The following is a 17068-nucleotide window of genomic DNA, read 5'->3' on the forward strand; positions in this document are numbered from 1 at the left end:
ATGAGTGATATTATTTCTATAAAAGATATTGATTTAGCTAAGAAAAAAGTTTTTATAAGATGTGATTTTAATGTTCCTCAAGATGATTTTTTAAACATCACTGATGATAGACGCATAAGATCAGCTATTCCTACGATAAGATACTGTTTGGATAATGGTTGTAGTGTGATTTTAGCCTCTCATTTAGGGCGTCCAAAAGAAATTAGCTCTAAATATTCTTTAGAACCTGTGGCTAAGCGTCTTGCTAGACTTTTAGATAAAGAAATTATTATGGCAAAAGATGTTATCGGCGAAGATGCAAAAACCAAAGCTATGAATTTAAAAGCGGGTGAAATTTTACTTCTTGAAAATTTGCGTTTTGAAAAAGGCGAAACTAAAAATGATGAAAATTTAGCCAAAGAACTTGCCTCTATGGCTCAAGTTTATGTCAATGATGCTTTTGGAGTATGTCATAGAGCACATTCTAGTGTGGAGGCTATTACTAAATTCTTTGATGAAAAACACAAAGGTGCAGGATTTTTACTCCAAAAAGAAATTGATTTTGCAAGCAATCTTATCAAACATCCAGCACGTCCTTTTGTTGCTGTTGTTGGAGGTTCAAAGGTAAGTGGAAAACTTCAAGCATTGACAAATTTATTACCAAAGGTAGATAAATTAATCATAGGCGGAGGTATGGCATTTACTTTTTTAAAAGCTTTAGGTTATGATATAGGAAATTCGCTTTTAGAAGAAGAACTTTTAGAAGAAGCTAATAAAATTCTTACCAAGGGTAAAAATTTAGGAGTGAAAATTTATCTTCCAGTAGACGTTGTAGCCGCTCCTGCGTGCTCACAAGATGCGCCGATGAAATTTGTTCCAGCGCAAGAAATTCCAAATGGTTGGATGGGTTTAGATATAGGACCTGCAAGTGTGAGGCTTTTTAAAGAGGTGATTTCTGATGCGCAAACGATTTGGTGGAATGGACCTATGGGTGTTTTTGAAATTGATAAATTTTCAAAAGGTAGCATTAAAATGAGTCATTATATCAGCGAAGGACATGCAACTTCTGTTGTTGGAGGCGGTGATACGGCTGATGTGGTTGCGCGCGCAGGTGATGCAGATGAGATGACTTTTATTTCCACTGGAGGTGGCGCTTCTCTTGAGCTTATAGAGGGTAAAGAACTTCCAGGCGTAAAAGCTTTAAGATCTAAGGAAAATGAATGATCTTTGCTGCAAATTTAAAATGCAATCACACAAGAGCAAGCTTTAAAATTTATGCTGAAATTTTAAATAAAACTATGGGAGCAAAATGCGATGATATTATCGTTTTCCCACCTAGTGTAGCATTTTTAGAAAATGAAAATAACTTCATACAAGGAGCCCAAAATTTTTATCCTTGTGTTAATGGTGCTTTTACAGGTGAGCTTGGAAAAGAGCATTTGGACGAATTTGGGATCAAATGTGTTTTAATCGGGCATTCCGAAAGAAGAGCTTTAGGAGATGAAGAATTTATTAAGGCTAAATTTGATTTTGCTAAAGAGCATGGTTATAAAATTGTTTTTTGTATAGGTGAAAATTTAGATACAAAAAATTCAGGCAAGACTTTAGAGTTTTTAAAAAAACAACTTGAAATGATTGATTTAAATTATGAAAAACTCATTATTGCTTATGAACCTATTTATTCTATAGGAACGGGAGTCAGTGCACAAAGTACAGATATCGCTAAAGTGCTTGAATTTTTAGCGAGTTTAACCAAGGTACCTTTGCTTTATGGTGGAAGTGTGAATGAAAATAGTATCAAAGAAATTTTAAGTGTAAATCATTGTAGCGGAGTTTTGATAGGCTCTGCAGCTTTAAAAGTAGAAAATTTTATAAAATTAATCAAAGGATAAAAGATGATTATGAAGGGTAAAAAAGGCCTTATTGTAGGGGTTGCAAATAATAAATCTATTGCTTATGGCATAGCAAAAGCATGTTTTGATCAAGGAGCCCAGCTTGCTTTTACTTTTTTAAATGATGCTTTAAAAAAACGCGTAGAACCTATAGCACAAGAGTTTAATTCTAATTTTGTTTATGAGCTTGATGTAAATAATAACGAGCATTTAGATTCTATTGCTGAAAAAATCAAAAAAGATTTAGATGAGATTGATTTTGTGGTGCATGCGGTTGCTTTTGCTCCAAAAGAAGCTTTAGAAAATTCTTTTTTAGAAACTTCAAAAGAAGCTTTTGATATAGCTATGCAAACTTCTGTGTATTCTTTACTTTCTTTAACACGTGCGGTTTTACCTATTTTAAAAGATAAGGGTTCGATTTTGACTTTAAGTTATCTTGGTGGGGTTAAATATGTACCTCATTATAATGTTATGGGTGTAGCAAAAGCTGCACTTGAAAGTTCTGTGCGTTATTTAGCAAGAGATTTAGGGGTAAAAGGAATTCGTGTTAATGCTATTTCAGCAGGTCCTATTAAAACTTTAGCAGCAAGTGGAATAGGGGATTTTAGAATGATTTTAAAATATAATGAAATCAATTCTCCTTTAAAACGCAATGTTAGTATAGAAGATGTAGGAAATTCGGCTATGTATTTACTTAGCGATTTGGCAAATGGTGTTACAGGTGAAATACATTATGTTGATGCAGGATATAACATCATGGGCATGGGCGATGTTGAAAAAAATGAAGAAGGGCAAACTGTTCTTTGTTGGGATAATCAAAAAGGATAAAAAATGGCAAAGCTTAGCAATGAAGAATTAAAAAATATACTTGAAGATCGCATTAAAAAACTTGAGAATTCTACTTTAAAAGAGGATAAGGTTATCAATGAAGAAAGTGTAAAAATTCTTGCTAGGCATTTATCTTTAGGCAATGAAATTCCAGCTCTTGCTCAAAGATTTTTTCAAATCGCACCTAAAACAAAGTTAGTATGGCTTCATCTTTGTGAATGTACAGGGTGTAGTGAGAGTTTGTTGCGTTCTGAGTTGCCAAGTTTTGATGAGCTTATTTTTGATTTTTTTTCTTTAGAATATCATGAAACTTTAATGGCAGCAAATGGCACTAAAGCCGAAGAGCTTTTAGAGCATGTTTTAGAAGAAGATTTTATTTTAGCGGTTGAAGGTGGTGTTGCAGCCATTGATACCTTTTTTCTTACTATAGGAGCACAAGGAGAGAGTGGCTATGAAATTTTAGAAAAACTAGCCGCTAAAGCCAAGGCTATTTTTGCAGTGGGTACTTGTTCAAGTTATGGTGGTATTCAAGCTGCCTATCCAAATCCTAGTAAAACCTGTGGTATTAGTGAAGTCTTAAGTCAAAAAGTAGCAAATATCCCAGGTTGTCCTCCAAGTGATGTAAATATCATTGCGACTTTAAGTTTTTTTGCTTTATTTGGAGTTTTGCCTGAACTTGATGAGCAAAATCGTCCTGTGTGGGCTTATGGTAAATGTTTGCATGATATGTGTGAAAGAAAGGCGAAATTTGAAAGTGGGATTTTTGCTGAACATTTTGATGATGAAGCTGCAAAGAATGGAGCTTGTTTATTTAAGATAGGTTGTAAAGGACCTTATACTTACAATAACTGCCCTAAAGTGAAATTTAATGCTAAAACTTCTTGGCCAGTGGCTGCAGGACATGGTTGTATAGCCTGTAGTGAGAAAAATTTTTGGGATGAGTTTGGAAATTATGAAAAGCCTATGGCAAATATTTTTTCTTACGCTAAACTTTGTAATGAAGAGTTAAAACAAGAATTTTTTCTAGAAGAGCAAATTAAAATTTTAGAACAAATAGATTTTGAATTTGAAAGCAATATAAAACTTATTTTACAAAATATAGCTAAAAATAAATTAGGTGCTTTGCTTGTAGAAAATTATAAAAAATCTTTTGAAAAAAACTATGCTTTTATAGAACAAAATTTTGATGAAAATCCTATGCCTTCAAAAGATTTTTGGAAATATCTTGAGATGAGTTTTATTTTGGTTAAAGGCGCATTTTTAAAAGATAAGAATGATTTTTTAATTGCGGCAAAAAATTATGCTTTTAAACATGCAAGTCCTTATGATTTTAAGTTAAATATGAACGCTGAAAAACCAAAGCTTGATGTGAGTAAATCTTTTCGTATGACTTTAATCTATCTTTGCGGTGGGCTTGATTTTGAAGGTGTTGCTTATAGCATTTTAAAAGCTTTTGAAGATAATATTGCTAAAATTTCATCATTAAAAGTAAGTTAATTTAATAAAATTTTAGCAATATGAAGTCCTATAAAAGCTACTATATAAGCACTTGTGCAGGTAAAAAGAAAGAGAAAGAGAGTATATTTTAGCTTTCCACTTTCTTTTGAAAAAACTATAGTTGCTGCAAAGCAAGGATTATAAATCATTACAAATAAAATAAAAGCCACTGCACTTGGTATAGGTATATTTTTGGCAATAATTCTTTTTAAATCATTATTTGTTTCATCTACATCTTTTCCTAGTGAATAAAGTACTCCCATAGTTGAGATCATCACTTCTTTAGCAGCCAAACCACTGATTAAAGATACGCTTAATTTCCAATCTAACTCAAGGGGTTTAAAAATAGGTTCTATGCCTTTGCCAAATTGTCCTAAATAACTTTGTTCTATAGCTCTTTCTTGAGCATTAAAATCATTTAAATTTTCTTCATTTTTTGGAAAATTGCTAGCAAACCATATGAGCAAAGAGGCCAAAAGTATGAAAGTTCCTGCTTTTTTAAGATACATTTTGGCTTTATTATAAACCATAAACCAAACTAAATGCCAATTTGGCATACGATATTTTGGCATTTCCATAACAAAAGGTTCATCAAGTCCACGAAATGCTGTCATTCTTAAAAATTTTGCAGCACAAAGTCCTAAAATCGCACCTAAAATATAAATTCCAAAAAGATAATTTCCTGCTTTTTCACTTGGAAAAAAAGCACCGATAAAAAGCACATATACAGGAAGTCTTGCCCCACAACTCATAAAATTGATCACAAAAAGAGTTAAAAGTCTATCTCTTTTGTTCTTAAGAGTACGTGTAGCCATAAAAGCAGGTACCGAACAACCAAAACCAGTGATTAGCGGAATAAAACTTTTACCATGCAAACCAAATTTATGTAAAATCCCATCAAGTAAAAAAGCTACTCTTGACATATAGCCTGTGGTTTCTAAAAGAGCTATGCCTAAAAATAAAATCATTATATTAGGTAAAAAAAGTATCACAGCACCAACACCTGCGATAATCCCATCAGCCAAAGCTGAAGCGATAAAGGCATTAGAAATATTGTTTTTAACAAATTCACCCAAGGCATTAAAGCCTGATTCTATATAATCCATAGGAATTTGTCCTAAGCTAAAGGTGAGTTGAAATAAAAGCCACATTAAAAATAAAAATATAGGTAAGCCAAAGAATTTATGGATAAGTAAGGCATCGATTTTTTTGGTTAAATTTCTTTCTTCTTTTTTGTGTGTGATAATTTTTTTTGAAAGTTCATTAATAAAATATAATAAATCTTCTTTTTCTGGACTTTTTTCGCAAAGTGGAGTGTAAAATTGGGATCTTGGAATAAATTTACTTTCAAATAAAATAATAATTTTTTGCAGCAAAAGTTCTAAATTTTCTTTTGTTTTTGCTGAAATTTCAACAACTTGACTTTGAAATTCTTGGCTTAAAACAGAAGTGTCAAGCTCTATACCTTCTTTTTTGGCTTCATCGCACATATTTAAAGCTAAAAGCATTTTTTTATTAAGACTTAAAAGTTCTGCGCTAAGGATAAGATTGCGTTCTAAATTGGTAGCATCTAAAACATTAACAACAACATCATAGTCATTTTGATTTAAAAAATGGCGTGTGATTTTTTCTTCTTCGCTATATCCATCTAAAGAATAAGTTCCTGGCAAGTCGATGACTTCAAATTCATAGTTTTTGTAAAAAGTTTTTGCACTTGCTTTTTCTATAGTAACTCCGCTAAAATTTCCTACTTTCATATTGGCTTTGCAAAGCGCATTAATAAGAAGACTTTTGCCTACATTAGGCTGACCTACAAGGGCTATTTTGATTTTTTTCATATAAGATTCACTTCTATGGTTTTAGCTTCATCAGATCTTAGGATAACACAACTTGTATCAAGTTCTACCATTATGGTGGCATTTTTTAAAGAGGAGTGAATTTTTTTCAAGTTTTTATTTTTAATAAATCCAAAGCTTAAAAGTCTATTTTTGAGTTCTTTTTTAGCGTTTAAATTGACAATAATAGCCTTTTGTCCATCTTTTAACTCGTTTAAAGTCATTGTAATTCCTAAATTAATAATAAATATTATAATAAAAAAGTGTAATGAAATATCCTTCTTAAAAAAGAAGGATGAATATTTAAAAAGAAAAGTAGTTTAAATTTTCTAGATTGATGATTTGATCTAGAATTTTATTAGCCTTAGTATGATCAAGGTAAATTTGTGCATTGGCTAAAAATTTAGCTTTTAATTCTTCAAAACTTAGTGGATTATCAAAATTACCTTTATTGATAAAAACATCTTTTTGGATTATGCGTCCATCTTGCAAACTGGCTTCTAAATGCCCTGGAAAATATTTTGGAAAGCCTTGAGATTTTCTTTTTTCGTAACTGATTTTTTTAGCAAATTCTAGTACTTCTTTACGCTTTAAATTTTCATAAGATTCAAGAGTGATTTTACTATCAAAGAATCCTAGAGCCATTAAAAAAGGCATGGAAAATTTAGCTTCATAAGCACTATGTGGAGTGTATTTTGCTTCCAAAGGATCACAGATAAAAGAAATAGGAACTTCATCTACAAAACAACGAATACTTTTAATTTCATCAGCTTTTAAACCATCATTTTTTAAAGCAATAGCACAATCAATAAGCCCATGAGCAAAATGACAACTTGGATAAGGCTTGATTGAAACTTGCATAGTTTGCCAAATTTCTCCTAAGGCTTTGCTAAGTTCTGTTTTATCGCATTCTTCTTCTATGCCAAAACATTTAAAGATATTATCCCTACCTTCAAAAATACTCAAAGGCCCACTCATATTGTTTTTAGCAAAATGAGCTACCATAATGCCGTTTTTAATAGCATTGGCAATATGTAAAACTTTTGAATTGGATCCATTGGATAAAAACTCATTAACCCCACTTGCAAAACTTCCTGCAAGTCCTAAAGCATTGATGATTTGTTCTTTGTTAAGATCTAACAAGATTACGCTTGCACTCACACTTCCAAAAATTCCTGCAATAGCAGTAGTATGAAAACCACGCTTATGAAAAGTACCTTTGCTTGCAATGCCTACTCTAGCTGCAATTTCCCAGCCTACTATAAAAGCTTTAATGATTTTTTTTGCATCTTTGCTAACATGAAAACCATAATTTAAACAAAGTGGAGTTAAAATCGCACTTGCATGCAAAATCGCTTCTGTATGCGTATCGTCAAAATCTAACGCATGAGAAGCAATGCCATCTAGCATGGCTGCGTATATAGGATCTAATTTTTGATCATTTACCCAAATAGGAGTATTTTTTTCTGTGCTTAAATTTTCAAAAGCTTTAAAAGCATTTAAAACACATTCTTCTTTGCTTGCTGCTATAGCTGTTCCAAGGCTATCAAGCATAAGCTCTTTAGCTCTTTGAACAACTGTATTAGGGATATTTTCATATTTAAGATTGAAAATAAAATCCGCTAAAATTTCACTATAGAACATGATTTTTCCTATTTTAAGATAGCGCTATTTTTGATTTTTGCCAAAAATTCATCTACAAGTTTTGGCGCATATCCTACATAGGTTGTTGCATCAAGCAAAGCATCGATTTCTTTTTCTTTCAATACCTTAGATACTCTTTTATCTGCAAGTAAAACTTCTTTAAAAGTTTTTTGTTTTTCGATACCTAGCATAGCATTTTCATAAATAATTTCATGGGCATGTTGTTTTCCATAATGATCGCTTAATGCAAACATAACACGCTCTGCTAAAACAAAACCATTAAGAGTATTTAAATTTTTAAGCATTTTATCTTTTTTTACTTCTAAATCGCTAAGAGCGAATTTCATATTTGCTAAAACCACAGAAAGCATTAAAAACATTTCAGGTAAAAGCTTCCATTCCATTTTCCAAACTTGACCATCTCTTTCATGTTCATGTCTTTCAATATCACTTAAAATGGCTAAATTTGCTTTAAAGGCATTGCTTACTGTAACTGCATTTTCGCTTACCGCAGGATTTCTTTTGTGTGGCATAGTGCTTGATCCTACTTGTCCTTTGCCAAAAGGTTCGGCAACTTCATCAATTTCATTATGCGAAAGGATTAAAATTTCATGAGCGATTTTGTTAAAGGTTGCGTTGATATTACCTAGCACAAAACCAAGCTCTATAAAGCGATCACGTGCGCTCTGCCAAGAAATATTAGGCACATCAAGTCCTAAATTTTCTAAAGTGAGTTTTTCTACCTTATTGCACTCATCACTTAAACTTGCTTTAGTTCCTACAGCACCTACTATACTGCCTACATAAAGTCTTTTTTCAAGCTCAAGTATTCTTTCAAAATGACGCTCAAGTTCGCTTAACCAAATAGCCACTTTATGTCCAAAAGTAATAGGCAAAGCTTGAAGTGTTAAAGTTCTTCCCATCATAGCAGTATTTTTATGGGTTTTAGCTAGTTTTGCTAGGGCTTTTGCGATAGCTTTTAATTCGCTTTTTATAAGAGTCATTGCTTCTTTAAATTGTAAAACCAGTCCTGTATCGATGATATCTTGAGTGGTTACTCCAAAATGCACATATTCTCCTAAATTATTATCGCAAGCTTTTTCTAATCCTCTTACAGTAGGAACTAAAGGGTGTTTAGTCTTTTTAAATTCAGCAAAGATAAAGTCCATATCCATAAATTTATAATGAGCTTTTTTTGCGATCTCATCAGCTGCTTTTTTAGGGATAATTTTAAGTTTTGCTTGTGCTTTTGCTAAAGCTGCTTCAACATCGAGCCATTTTTGTATGCGGTTTTGTTCGCAAAAAATAGCACGCATTTCCTGCGTGCTCCATGAGTCTGCTAGTAATCTATGATCAAATACGCTAATTCCTGTCATCTTATCTCCTTATTTTTTAATACTATCAAAAGCTTGTGTTAAATCAGCAATTAAATCTTTAGTATCTTCAAGACCTATATGAAATCTTACAAATGGCCCTCTTGCATTCCAATTTGTTGCAGTTCTAGGTGGAGTAGTTACGGTGGCCAAGCTTTCATATCCACCCCAGCTAGCACCAATTGAAAAGTATTCTAGTTTATCTGCAAATTTAATAGCATCATCTTTGTTATAACCTTCTGCAAATTCTATGGTAATCATACCATTTGCACCTTTATGATCACGCATAAAAATTTTATGATTTGGGTGGGATTTGAGTTTTGGATAGAAAATTGTTTTAATTTCTTTTCTGCTTTGTAAAAACTCTACAATTTCATCAGCACTTTTTTCATGAGCTTTCATTCTCACATCTAGTGTTCTCATACCACGAAGTACTAAGTAAGCATCATCAGGGCTTGTTGTAAAGCCTAAAGCTTCTGGAAGTTTGTCAAAATTTTTCCATTCTTTTTCGTTGATTACTACTATACCCATGGTTACATCAGAGTGTCCGCTAAGATATTTTGTAGCGGCGATAACTGAAATATCCACCCCAAGTTCTAAAGGATTTAGAAAATATCCACTAGAATAAGTATTATCAATGGCTACAGGGATATTATGCGCATGGGCAATTTTGCAAAGTTTTGGTAAATCTATGATTTCATAAAGTATAGAACCTGGACTTTCACATAAGATAAGCTTGGTATTAGGTTTGATTTTTTCTTCTACATCACTTGCATCAGCTTTTAAAAAATCAATTTCAACACCTATTTTTTCTAAAAATAATTCGCAAATCGTTCTTACAGGCCCATAAATTGCATCAGTAATTAAAAAATGTGCATCTTTGCTTGCATAGTTTAAAAGCACCATAGCTAATGCTGCAAGTCCTGTTGGGAAAAGTTGTGCTCTATAGCCACCCTCTAGAGTGCAAATAAGTTTTTCAAGTTCAAAATTGGTTGTTGTTCCTCTAGCTCCATAACTTAAAACACGATCTGTTTTTCTTAATTCTCTGTATTTTTGCCAAGTTGCGTGATCTTTAAAAAGTATGGTTGATGCACGCATAAGCGTAGGATTAACTGATCTTACTTCAGCGCCTTGATCACCTCTGCTACAATGAATAAGTTTAGTTTTTGAGTTCATTTTTTCTCCTTTTTAAAGATAAATATAAGTCATAATAACATTTACAATAGCCGCTACAAGCATAGGAATAGCTGTTCTTTTAACCACGGCAAAAGGACTTACTTTTGCAATAGCTGAGATAGCTAAGATTGCTGGCGCAATAGGACTAACACATCTTCCAAAGCCCGTCATGATTTGAATTGGTGCTATCATGGTGATAGTTTCAACTCCAAAGTGTTTTGCTATATTTGGGATAAGTGGAGCAAAGCTAAAAAATGCCGCATTTCCTGAACCCATTAAGAAAGCACAAACTGCAAGCAAGATTGAAACGGCGATAATAATAGCCAAAACTCCAAATCCTGCATTTTTGCAAAATTCTATTAAAGTATCTACAAAACCTACAGATAAAAGACCGCTTGCAAATACTTGACCACAAACGATGAGTGAAACTGTGATAACAAATAAATGTCCCATTCCTTTAAAGAAAATCATAATAGAATTAAGAGTTTCTACTATACTTTTATAGCGTATCATTTCAAAAATAATAGCCACAAAAGTTGAAATCACCATTGCTACTGGAACATTCATTTTAATTGCGGTACTAGCAGCTGCTTTAACTTCTTCAGCGCTACTTATTCCCATTAAAACCAAGATGCTATCAAGCACGGAGCTAAATCCTAGGATTAAAACCAAAGGAATTATAGGTAAAATCGCATAAATTCTAGGAGGTTTTTTAAGTTCTTTTTCTTTGCCTTCATTTTCATTTAGTTCTTTTTCAATTTCTTGTGCATTGAAGACAAAATTATCTTTTTTATCAAAAAATTTATTGCAAAGATATATTGCAATACTTACAGCTATAATGATAGGCAAGGTTGTAGGGAGTTGATAATGAACAAAATAAATTGCAGGATCAACTTCAGCTTTTTCTGAGGCCATGATCACATTTCCACTTCCAGGTCCATGATCGATATATTGACAAATAGCAATCACACTTAAGGCAGAAAGTTTTGAAACGCCAGAGCGTACAAGTATAGGATACATAGTAACCATAAGTAAAAGTGCCAAGCCTGCGTGAGAAGGGATGAAAAGAACTAAAAATTGCACGATAAAATAAGCAACTATGAGTAAAACATAAGGAGATTTTACGGCTTTTAAAGGTTTTTCAAAAACTTTAAAAAGTGCATAAGAAGCCCCTACATGATCCATATAAGCAGAAAAACCTGCTATAGTCATAAGTGTAAGTCCAAGCCCTGCTAATGTACTTGACATGGTTTGATTAAAAACTTGAAAAATATCAAAAAAACCTAGATTTAAAGAATCTTTGGTAACAATGTGTGGAGAAAGTCGAAAAATAGCAGCTAAGGAAAGTAAAAGCAAGCCACTTAAAAGCAATGCCATGTGAGCATTGATTTTTTTATAAAGCATAAAAATAAGTAAAAAAACACTAAATAAAGAAAAACAAATACCTAGCATATTTTAGCCTTTTTGAGCGATGATCTCTATCTCTACTTTAGCTTTTTTTGGTAGATCTTTTACTGCAAAAGCGCTTCTTGCTGGATAAGGAGCTTTAAAAAATTCAGCATAAATTTCATTAAATGCTACAAAATCATTAATATCAGCTAAAAAGCAAGTGGTTTTAATCACTTTATCATAACTGATACCATTTTCTTCTAAGATAGCACCGATATTTTTTAAAGATTGTTTGGTTTGTTCTTTGATATCAGAGCTTTCTATTTCTCCTGAAGCAGGGTTGATAGGAAGTTGTCCTGATATAAATAAAAGTCCATTTACTTCTCTGTAAGCTGAGTATGGACCAATGGCCTTTGGATAGTTTGACATGAATTCTCCTTTGTTAAATATAGATTAAACAGAATGCATTTTATCACTACAATAATAATTTGTCAATAGTTTATTATCATAATAATAAAATTTTATTTTTAAGAAATGTTTTAAAGTATAAAGAGTAGAATTTAATATCGTATTAATTTTTATTGAAGGCGGTTTTATGGATGAGGGACAAAAACAACAATTTATAAAGTTGACATATTTTTTAGGAGAAGTTTTAGGTGAGCAATATGAGATAGTATTTCATGTAATTACTGAAGATGGAGCTTATATTGCGGCAATTGCTAATAATCACATTAGTGGGAGAAGTTTAGATTCCCCCTTGACTGCTTTTGCAAGTGAGCTTATGCAAAATAAAAAATATTTAGAAAAAGATTTTTTATGTGATTATAAGGCTCTTGTTGGAAAATCAAAATTAATTAGAGGATCTACTTTTTTTATTAAAAATCATGATAAATTAGTAGGTATTTTGTGTATCAATCATGATACTAGCATTATGAGAGATTTAATATGCAAGATGATTGATTTAGAAAAAATTGGAGATATGGGTGATATTTTAGGAAATATTAGTTTTTCTCAAAATGATTCAAGCATAGAAACATTAAGTCACTCAATAGAGGATATTTTAGTTCAAAGTGTAGATTCTAGTTATTTAAATTCTGATTATCAATTAAGTATTACCCAAAAAGAAGAAATTGCTGAAAAGCTATATGAAAAAGGTATTTTTAATATAAAAGGAGCGGTTCCTATCGTAGCAAAATTTTTAAAAATTTCAGAACCTAGTGTTTATAGGTATCTGAAGAAATTTAAAAAATAACTAAAATTTTTTGATAAATTTTAGTATTTTTAGGCTCATTTTCTTTAAAAAATTATTTTTAGATTTTTTGAGTAAAAATTCTGCCACATCTTTGCGTCCAAACATAATAGCAAAAGTATAAGGTGTCATTCCTAAACCATTGTTTTCATCAATATTTGCTCCATACTTAACTAAAAGTTCACACATAGGTAAGTATCCTTTAAAACAAACTCCTGCTAATGGGGTTTGTCCACGATCGTTTTTTTCATCTACTTTTGCACCTTTTTCTAAAAGCATTTTAGCGCTTTCATAAGAATTATTATAAGCTGCAAGCATAAGTAAGCTATCGCCTTTATGAGTTTTTAAATTTACATTTAAACCCGCTTCTATCATGATTTTAAGATTTTCACATTCATTATTTCTTGCAAAATTAAAAGCCATTTTGCAAAGCTCTTCAAATCTTTTTTCTTCTTCTAAACTAAGAGTTGTCATTGTTTTTCCTTAATTATTATAATCTTTAGTTTGCCACCAAAAGTGGCAAGTAAAAATTATTTTTCTAAAGCTTTCTTAATTCCTTTTGCATAATCAGGTGAAATTTTTTCAAAATGTTCTAAAGCTCTAGTGATAATTTTTTCATCAACTCCTTCCATAGAAGCAGCGATATTATGAAAAAGTTGAGTTTTTTGATCATCATTCATAAGATTAAATAAAGCTCTTGGTTGAGTATAAAAGTCATTATCTAGTGGAGCATATCTTTGTGCCACGCCTTCTAAGACTAAATCAGGTTCAAGATAGCTTTTATCTTCTTTTGGGCTGTTATCATAGCTGTTTGGTTCATAATAAGCTGCATCATTTTTATAATTATCAAAATTCATAGCACCAGCGACATTGTAAGTATTCACTTCGCTTTTTGCACGATTTACTGGTAAAAGATGATAATTAGTTCCTATTCTATATCTTTGTGCATCAGGATATGAAAAAATTCTAGCTTGCAACATTTTATCAGGGCTAAAGCCAATTCCAGGAACGATATTGCTTGGACTAAAGGCAGCTTGTTCAACTTCATTAAAATAATTTTGAGGATTTTTGTTTAGAATCATTTCGCCTATATCCATCAAAGGTACAAGACTATGAGGCCAAATTTTTGTTAAATCAAAAGGATTAAATCCAAGCTTTTCTATATCTTTTTCAGCAAGAATTTGAACTTGAACTTTCCATTTTGGAAAATCTTTATTTTCTATAGCATTATAGAGATCTCTTTGATGACTTTCCCTATCCTTTGCTATAAGCTCTGCAGCTTCTTGGTTGGTAAGATTTTTAATCCCTTGTTGGGTTTTAAAATGGAATTTCACCCAAAATCTTTCATTTTTATCATTAATAAAACTATAAGTATGGCTTCCAAATCCATGCATATGACGATAACTTGCAGGAATTCCTCTATCACTCATAAGAATGGTTACTTGATGTAAGCTTTCAGGACATAAACTCCAAAAATCCCAAGCAGCATTATTGCTTCTTAAATGTGTTCTTGGATCTCTTTTTTGAGTATGGATAAAATCAGGGAATTTATAAGCATCACGGATGAAGAATGTCGGAGTGTTATTTCCTACCAAGTCCCAGTTTCCTTCTTTGGTGTAAAATTTAATAGCAAAACCTCTCACATCGCGTTCAGCATCTGCTGCACCTGCTTCACCTGCTACTGTTGAAAAGCGTAAAAATAATGGAGTAACTTCGCCTTTTTGAAAAATTTTAGCTTTGGTATAAGCACTTAAGTCTGCTGTAATTTTTATTTCGCCATAAGCTCCACTTCCCTTAGCATGAACGGTTCTTTCTGGAATTCTTTCTCTATTTTGATGAGCAAGTTTTTCAAGTAAAAGATAATCTTGCATAAGTAAAGGTCCTTTTGCGCCTGCGCTTAATGAATTTTGGTTATCGGCTATAATGTTTCCAAAATCGTTAGTCAATTTTTTCATTGTTTTCTCCTAAATAATAAAATTTATTAATTAGTAAATTATATCTATTAAAAATTAAAATTAACTGAATAATTGCATTTTATTAATAATAAATTTCAAAATAAATTTAGTTTTTTTATATTATAATAATAATTATCAAAATATATTTTAAAAATCACAAAGGAGAATTTATGTCAGTTTTGGTTATTGGTGCAGATGAAATCACTCCTATTAGAGCTGTTTTACATGATTTAGGTGCTAAAAAAATAGAACACTGGGATGCGCGTAATGAAAATAGAGTTAATCGCAAGCCGATTCCTTGTGATACAGAATGTATAGTAATGTTAACAAGCTTTTTAAATCATAATACTATGAAAAAAATCAAAAGTGAAGCTAAAAAGCGTAAAATTCCATTAGTTTGTGCAAAAAGAAGTGTAAGTTGTGTGTATTGTGAATATTGTAAAATTTTTAATCTTAATAAAGAATTTTCTTGCTATAAAGGTTAAAGATGTTATTTGGATTTGATGATAAGCGAGAATTTATACCGCAAATTTATCGCTATTTAAACAATCAAGAGCTTATGTTGACTTTTTTAACTCAATATAATGCGAGCGTTGATAGCGCTCTAAAAATTCCTCTTTTATATGCAAAAAATACCAAGAGTTTAAAAATGATATTTGGAAATTTTTTACATGATATAATGCATGTTTCATTTGGTAAGATTCAAAATATAAATATCAAGCTTAATACATACGCTTTCTACTTTCAAAAAAGAAAAAGCTTAATTTTTAATACTAAAATATCTAAGAATATCGATCTTTTAAGACTTTTAAGAATTTATCTTTATGGCATTTGTTTTGATGCGCAAATTTTATTTAGCTCTTATGTTTATGATAAGGTTTCTTTTCAAAATAATGGAAAAAATATAGATCAAGATGGTGATCTTATTATAATAGATAAGAAATTTGCAATTTTACCACTTTGCAAAGAGATTAATATACGTAATTTAAAAATTGAAAATGAAATTCATGGATTATTGGATTTAATAAAAGAAAATAATTTTGAAAAATTTTATATTGTTTGTCCGCGTAACAAAAATTTCACACATTTTATTGAAATAAAACATTTTTTGTGTGATTTAAACAAAACTATGTTAAAATTAGTTCCGTATAAAATATCAAATCAAATTATAAGGAGAAAATAATGTCAGTAGCAGTAATCTATGGTAGTGCTATGGGAAATACAGAAGGAGCGGCTAATACAATTGCTTCAAAACTTGGAATTAGCGATGTTTTTAATATCTCAGATATTGATGCATCTAAAATAAATTCTTACGATAAATTAATTTGTGGAACTTCAACTTGGGGAAGTGGTGATTTACAAGATGATTGGGATGGTTTTGATTTTTCAGGACTTAGTCTTGGTGGAAAAACTGTAGCTGTATTTGGTATGGGTGATAGTGAAAGTTATTCTGACACTTTTTGTGGTGGCATGGGTAAATTAGCTCAAAATTTAAAAGATGCAGGTGCAAATTTGGTAGGAGAAGTTTCAACTGATGGTTATACATTTGAAGCAAGCGATGCGGTTGTAGATGGTAAATTTGTTGGACTTGCTCTTGACAATGATAATCAAGAAGATCAAACTGAATCAAGAATTGATGCTTGGGTAGAACAAATTAAACCTTATTTTGCTTAATAATTCTTAAAATCAAGAGTCTTTATACTCTTGATTGTCTTTTCTTAAAAATAAAAAAAACTCACTATTTGATTTATAATTTTATTTTCTAAAGATAATTGACAGCGTTCTTTATTTCCAAGATAAGCCGTTCTTGCAAGAAGACTTGTTTTTTGAGAATTGTGATTTTTAGAGTTGATTTGTAAATTAACCTGCATAGTATAGTAGTTTTCCACCATCCATTCTCCATTGCTTTCCAAAGGATCAAAATCATAAAAAAATCTTGCTGAAGTTGTGATTTTTTGAGCATAAGAATGCTTTTTCATATCTACAAGATTGATTAAAATTTCATAATCTGCATTCTCTTTTACTTCTTTTAAGCCTAAATTTTTAAGTTTTAAAGCCAAATCTCTATCCAAAGTAGTTTGAAGTTGGCTAGGATTTTGAAAGGAAATTTTAAAACTTTGTTGTTTTTGTGATCTGATAAAAATGCCTTCATTGCTTGTTTGAATAAAGCTTTGTATGAAAGTTGCATTGGTGCAAGCACTCATAAAGAGTGCTATAAAAAAGCTTAAAATTAAAGCAAATTTAGACATTA

Annotated in this window: 18 protein-coding genes; 8 read left to right on the forward strand and 10 right to left on the reverse strand. The window is 31.3% G+C overall.

The genetic code is table 11. From position 1 onward, the window contains the following. The 4 genes from ELQ12_RS07890 to ELQ12_RS07905 are packed head-to-tail and all read left to right on the forward strand — an operon-like array spanning nucleotide 1 to nucleotide 4196. Entirely contained in the window at nucleotides 1-1203 is a 1203-nt protein-coding gene (locus ELQ12_RS07890; RefSeq protein WP_002922780.1) for a phosphoglycerate kinase, read from the forward strand. Continuing rightward, nucleotides 1200-1871 carry a triose-phosphate isomerase gene (locus ELQ12_RS07895; protein ID WP_002922782.1) on the forward strand — a complete coding sequence of 224 codons (672 nt, stop codon included), beginning with the start codon at nucleotides 1200-1202 and terminating at the stop codon, nucleotides 1869-1871. Before ELQ12_RS07890 ends, ELQ12_RS07895 begins: the two co-directional genes overlap by 4 nt. Before the next feature lie 3 nt (nucleotides 1872-1874). Further along, complete coding sequence (gene fabI, locus ELQ12_RS07900) at nucleotides 1875-2699, forward strand: enoyl-ACP reductase FabI (RefSeq protein ID WP_002922790.1); 825 nt, start codon at nucleotides 1875-1877, stop codon at nucleotides 2697-2699. 3 nt (nucleotides 2700-2702) lie between these two features. Further along, on the forward strand, nucleotides 2703-4196 hold the full coding sequence (locus ELQ12_RS07905) for a hydrogenase small subunit (RefSeq protein ID WP_126214972.1): 1494 nt from the start codon (nucleotides 2703-2705) through the stop codon (nucleotides 4194-4196). Here the strand turns inward: ELQ12_RS07905 and feoB are convergent. From feoB to ELQ12_RS07940, 7 genes are all read right to left on the reverse strand, one after another. Next, nucleotides 4193-6034 carry a ferrous iron transport protein B gene (gene feoB / locus ELQ12_RS07910; RefSeq protein WP_126219710.1) on the reverse strand — a complete coding sequence of 614 codons (1842 nt, stop codon included), beginning with the start codon at nucleotides 6032-6034 and terminating at the stop codon, nucleotides 4193-4195. The genes ELQ12_RS07905 and feoB overlap by 4 nt on opposite strands. After that, nucleotides 6031-6255 (reverse strand): ferrous iron transport protein A, encoded by a 225-nt coding sequence (locus ELQ12_RS07915; protein WP_060816383.1) that lies wholly within the window; start codon nucleotides 6253-6255, stop codon nucleotides 6031-6033. The genes feoB and ELQ12_RS07915 overlap by 4 nt, the downstream gene beginning before the upstream one ends. 79 nt (nucleotides 6256-6334) lie before the next feature. After that, nucleotides 6335-7675, reverse strand: a complete 1341-nt coding sequence (locus ELQ12_RS07920) for an MmgE/PrpD family protein (protein ID WP_134264686.1) — start codon at nucleotides 7673-7675, stop codon at nucleotides 6335-6337. An 8-nt stretch (nucleotides 7676-7683) separates the two neighbouring features. Then, a complete protein-coding gene (gene purB / locus ELQ12_RS07925; protein WP_134264687.1) occupies nucleotides 7684-9051 on the reverse strand; it encodes an adenylosuccinate lyase in 1368 nt (455 codons plus the stop codon). 9 nt (nucleotides 9052-9060) lie between these two features. After that, nucleotides 9061-10224 (reverse strand): PLP-dependent aspartate aminotransferase family protein, encoded by a 1164-nt coding sequence (locus tag ELQ12_RS07930; protein WP_134264688.1) that lies wholly within the window; start codon nucleotides 10222-10224, stop codon nucleotides 9061-9063. 12 nt (nucleotides 10225-10236) lie between these two features. Further along, nucleotides 10237-11676, reverse strand: coding sequence for a C4-dicarboxylate transporter DcuC (gene dcuC, locus ELQ12_RS07935; protein WP_134264689.1), 1440 nt, complete (start codon nucleotides 11674-11676; stop codon nucleotides 10237-10239). Nucleotides 11677-11679: 3 nt separating this feature from the next. Then, entirely contained in the window at nucleotides 11680-12042 is a 363-nt protein-coding gene (locus tag ELQ12_RS07940) for a RidA family protein (RefSeq protein WP_002852401.1), read from the reverse strand. 166 nt (nucleotides 12043-12208) lie between these two features. On the opposite strand from ELQ12_RS07940, the gene ELQ12_RS07945 reads away from it, so the two are divergent. Further along, nucleotides 12209-12865 carry a transcriptional regulator gene (locus ELQ12_RS07945; RefSeq protein ID WP_002859670.1) on the forward strand — a complete coding sequence of 219 codons (657 nt, stop codon included), beginning with the start codon at nucleotides 12209-12211 and terminating at the stop codon, nucleotides 12863-12865. On the opposite strand, the gene ELQ12_RS07950 is transcribed toward ELQ12_RS07945, so the two are convergent. Next, nucleotides 12866-13336 carry a Cj1386 family hemin-binding protein gene (locus tag ELQ12_RS07950; protein ID WP_002862058.1) on the reverse strand — a complete coding sequence of 157 codons (471 nt, stop codon included), beginning with the start codon at nucleotides 13334-13336 and terminating at the stop codon, nucleotides 12866-12868. A 56-nt stretch (nucleotides 13337-13392) separates the two neighbouring features. After that, nucleotides 13393-14817, reverse strand: coding sequence for a catalase (locus tag ELQ12_RS07955; protein ID WP_052950116.1), 1425 nt, complete (start codon nucleotides 14815-14817; stop codon nucleotides 13393-13395). Between the two features lie 170 nt (nucleotides 14818-14987). Here ELQ12_RS07955 and ELQ12_RS07960 point away from each other — a divergent pair, with 170 nt between their 5' ends. The 3 genes from ELQ12_RS07960 to fldA are packed head-to-tail and all read left to right on the forward strand — an operon-like array spanning nucleotide 14988 to nucleotide 16491. Further along, the gene (locus ELQ12_RS07960; protein ID WP_002870622.1) at nucleotides 14988-15302 is read left to right on the forward strand and encodes a DUF2325 domain-containing protein; all 315 of its coding nucleotides are present in this window, start codon (nucleotides 14988-14990) and stop codon (nucleotides 15300-15302) included. A gap of 2 nt (nucleotides 15303-15304) precedes the next feature. Next, on the forward strand, nucleotides 15305-16000 hold the full coding sequence (locus ELQ12_RS07965; RefSeq protein WP_044780160.1) for a hypothetical protein: 696 nt from the start codon (nucleotides 15305-15307) through the stop codon (nucleotides 15998-16000). Beyond that, on the forward strand, nucleotides 16000-16491 hold the full coding sequence (gene fldA, locus ELQ12_RS07970; protein ID WP_002871975.1) for a flavodoxin FldA: 492 nt from the start codon (nucleotides 16000-16002) through the stop codon (nucleotides 16489-16491). The genes ELQ12_RS07965 and fldA overlap by 1 nt, the downstream gene beginning before the upstream one ends. A gap of 44 nt (nucleotides 16492-16535) precedes the next feature. Here fldA and ELQ12_RS07975 read toward each other — a convergent pair whose 3' ends face one another. Then, complete coding sequence (locus tag ELQ12_RS07975) at nucleotides 16536-17066, reverse strand: hypothetical protein (RefSeq protein WP_070261097.1); 531 nt, start codon at nucleotides 17064-17066, stop codon at nucleotides 16536-16538. Nucleotides 17067-17068 lie beyond the last annotated feature (2 nt).

The sequence above is a fragment of the Campylobacter sp. US25a genome, assembly GCF_004379075.1.
Lineage (GTDB): Bacteria > Campylobacterota > Campylobacteria > Campylobacterales > Campylobacteraceae > Campylobacter_D > Campylobacter_D jejuni.

Coding starts and splice junctions, on each gene's coding strand:
- ELQ12_RS07905 (WP_126214972.1), top strand. CDS start 2,703: ATGGCAAAGCTTAGCAATGAAGAATTAAAAAATATACTTGAAGATCGC.
- ELQ12_RS07955 (WP_052950116.1), bottom strand. CDS start 14,817: ATGAAAAAATTGACTAACGATTTTGGAAACATTATAGCCGATAACCAA.
- purB (WP_134264687.1), bottom strand. CDS start 9,051: ATGACAGGAATTAGCGTATTTGATCATAGATTACTAGCAGACTCATGG.
- fabI (WP_002922790.1), top strand. CDS start 1,875: ATGATTATGAAGGGTAAAAAAGGCCTTATTGTAGGGGTTGCAAATAAT.
- dcuC (WP_134264689.1), bottom strand. CDS start 11,676: ATGCTAGGTATTTGTTTTTCTTTATTTAGTGTTTTTTTACTTATTTTT.
- ELQ12_RS07950 (WP_002862058.1), bottom strand. CDS start 13,336: ATGACAACTCTTAGTTTAGAAGAAGAAAAAAGATTTGAAGAGCTTTGC.
- ELQ12_RS07915 (WP_060816383.1), bottom strand. CDS start 6,255: ATGACTTTAAACGAGTTAAAAGATGGACAAAAGGCTATTATTGTCAAT.
- ELQ12_RS07975 (WP_070261097.1), bottom strand. CDS start 17,066: ATGTCTAAATTTGCTTTAATTTTAAGCTTTTTTATAGCACTCTTTATG.
- ELQ12_RS07920 (WP_134264686.1), bottom strand. CDS start 7,675: ATGTTCTATAGTGAAATTTTAGCGGATTTTATTTTCAATCTTAAATAT.
- ELQ12_RS07890 (WP_002922780.1), top strand. CDS start 1: ATGAGTGATATTATTTCTATAAAAGATATTGATTTAGCTAAGAAAAAA.
- ELQ12_RS07930 (WP_134264688.1), bottom strand. CDS start 10,224: ATGAACTCAAAAACTAAACTTATTCATTGTAGCAGAGGTGATCAAGGC.
- feoB (WP_126219710.1), bottom strand. CDS start 6,034: ATGAAAAAAATCAAAATAGCCCTTGTAGGTCAGCCTAATGTAGGCAAA.
- ELQ12_RS07940 (WP_002852401.1), bottom strand. CDS start 12,042: ATGTCAAACTATCCAAAGGCCATTGGTCCATACTCAGCTTACAGAGAA.
- ELQ12_RS07965 (WP_044780160.1), top strand. CDS start 15,305: ATGTTATTTGGATTTGATGATAAGCGAGAATTTATACCGCAAATTTAT.
- ELQ12_RS07945 (WP_002859670.1), top strand. CDS start 12,209: ATGGATGAGGGACAAAAACAACAATTTATAAAGTTGACATATTTTTTA.
- fldA (WP_002871975.1), top strand. CDS start 16,000: ATGTCAGTAGCAGTAATCTATGGTAGTGCTATGGGAAATACAGAAGGA.
- ELQ12_RS07895 (WP_002922782.1), top strand. CDS start 1,200: ATGATCTTTGCTGCAAATTTAAAATGCAATCACACAAGAGCAAGCTTT.
- ELQ12_RS07960 (WP_002870622.1), top strand. CDS start 14,988: ATGTCAGTTTTGGTTATTGGTGCAGATGAAATCACTCCTATTAGAGCT.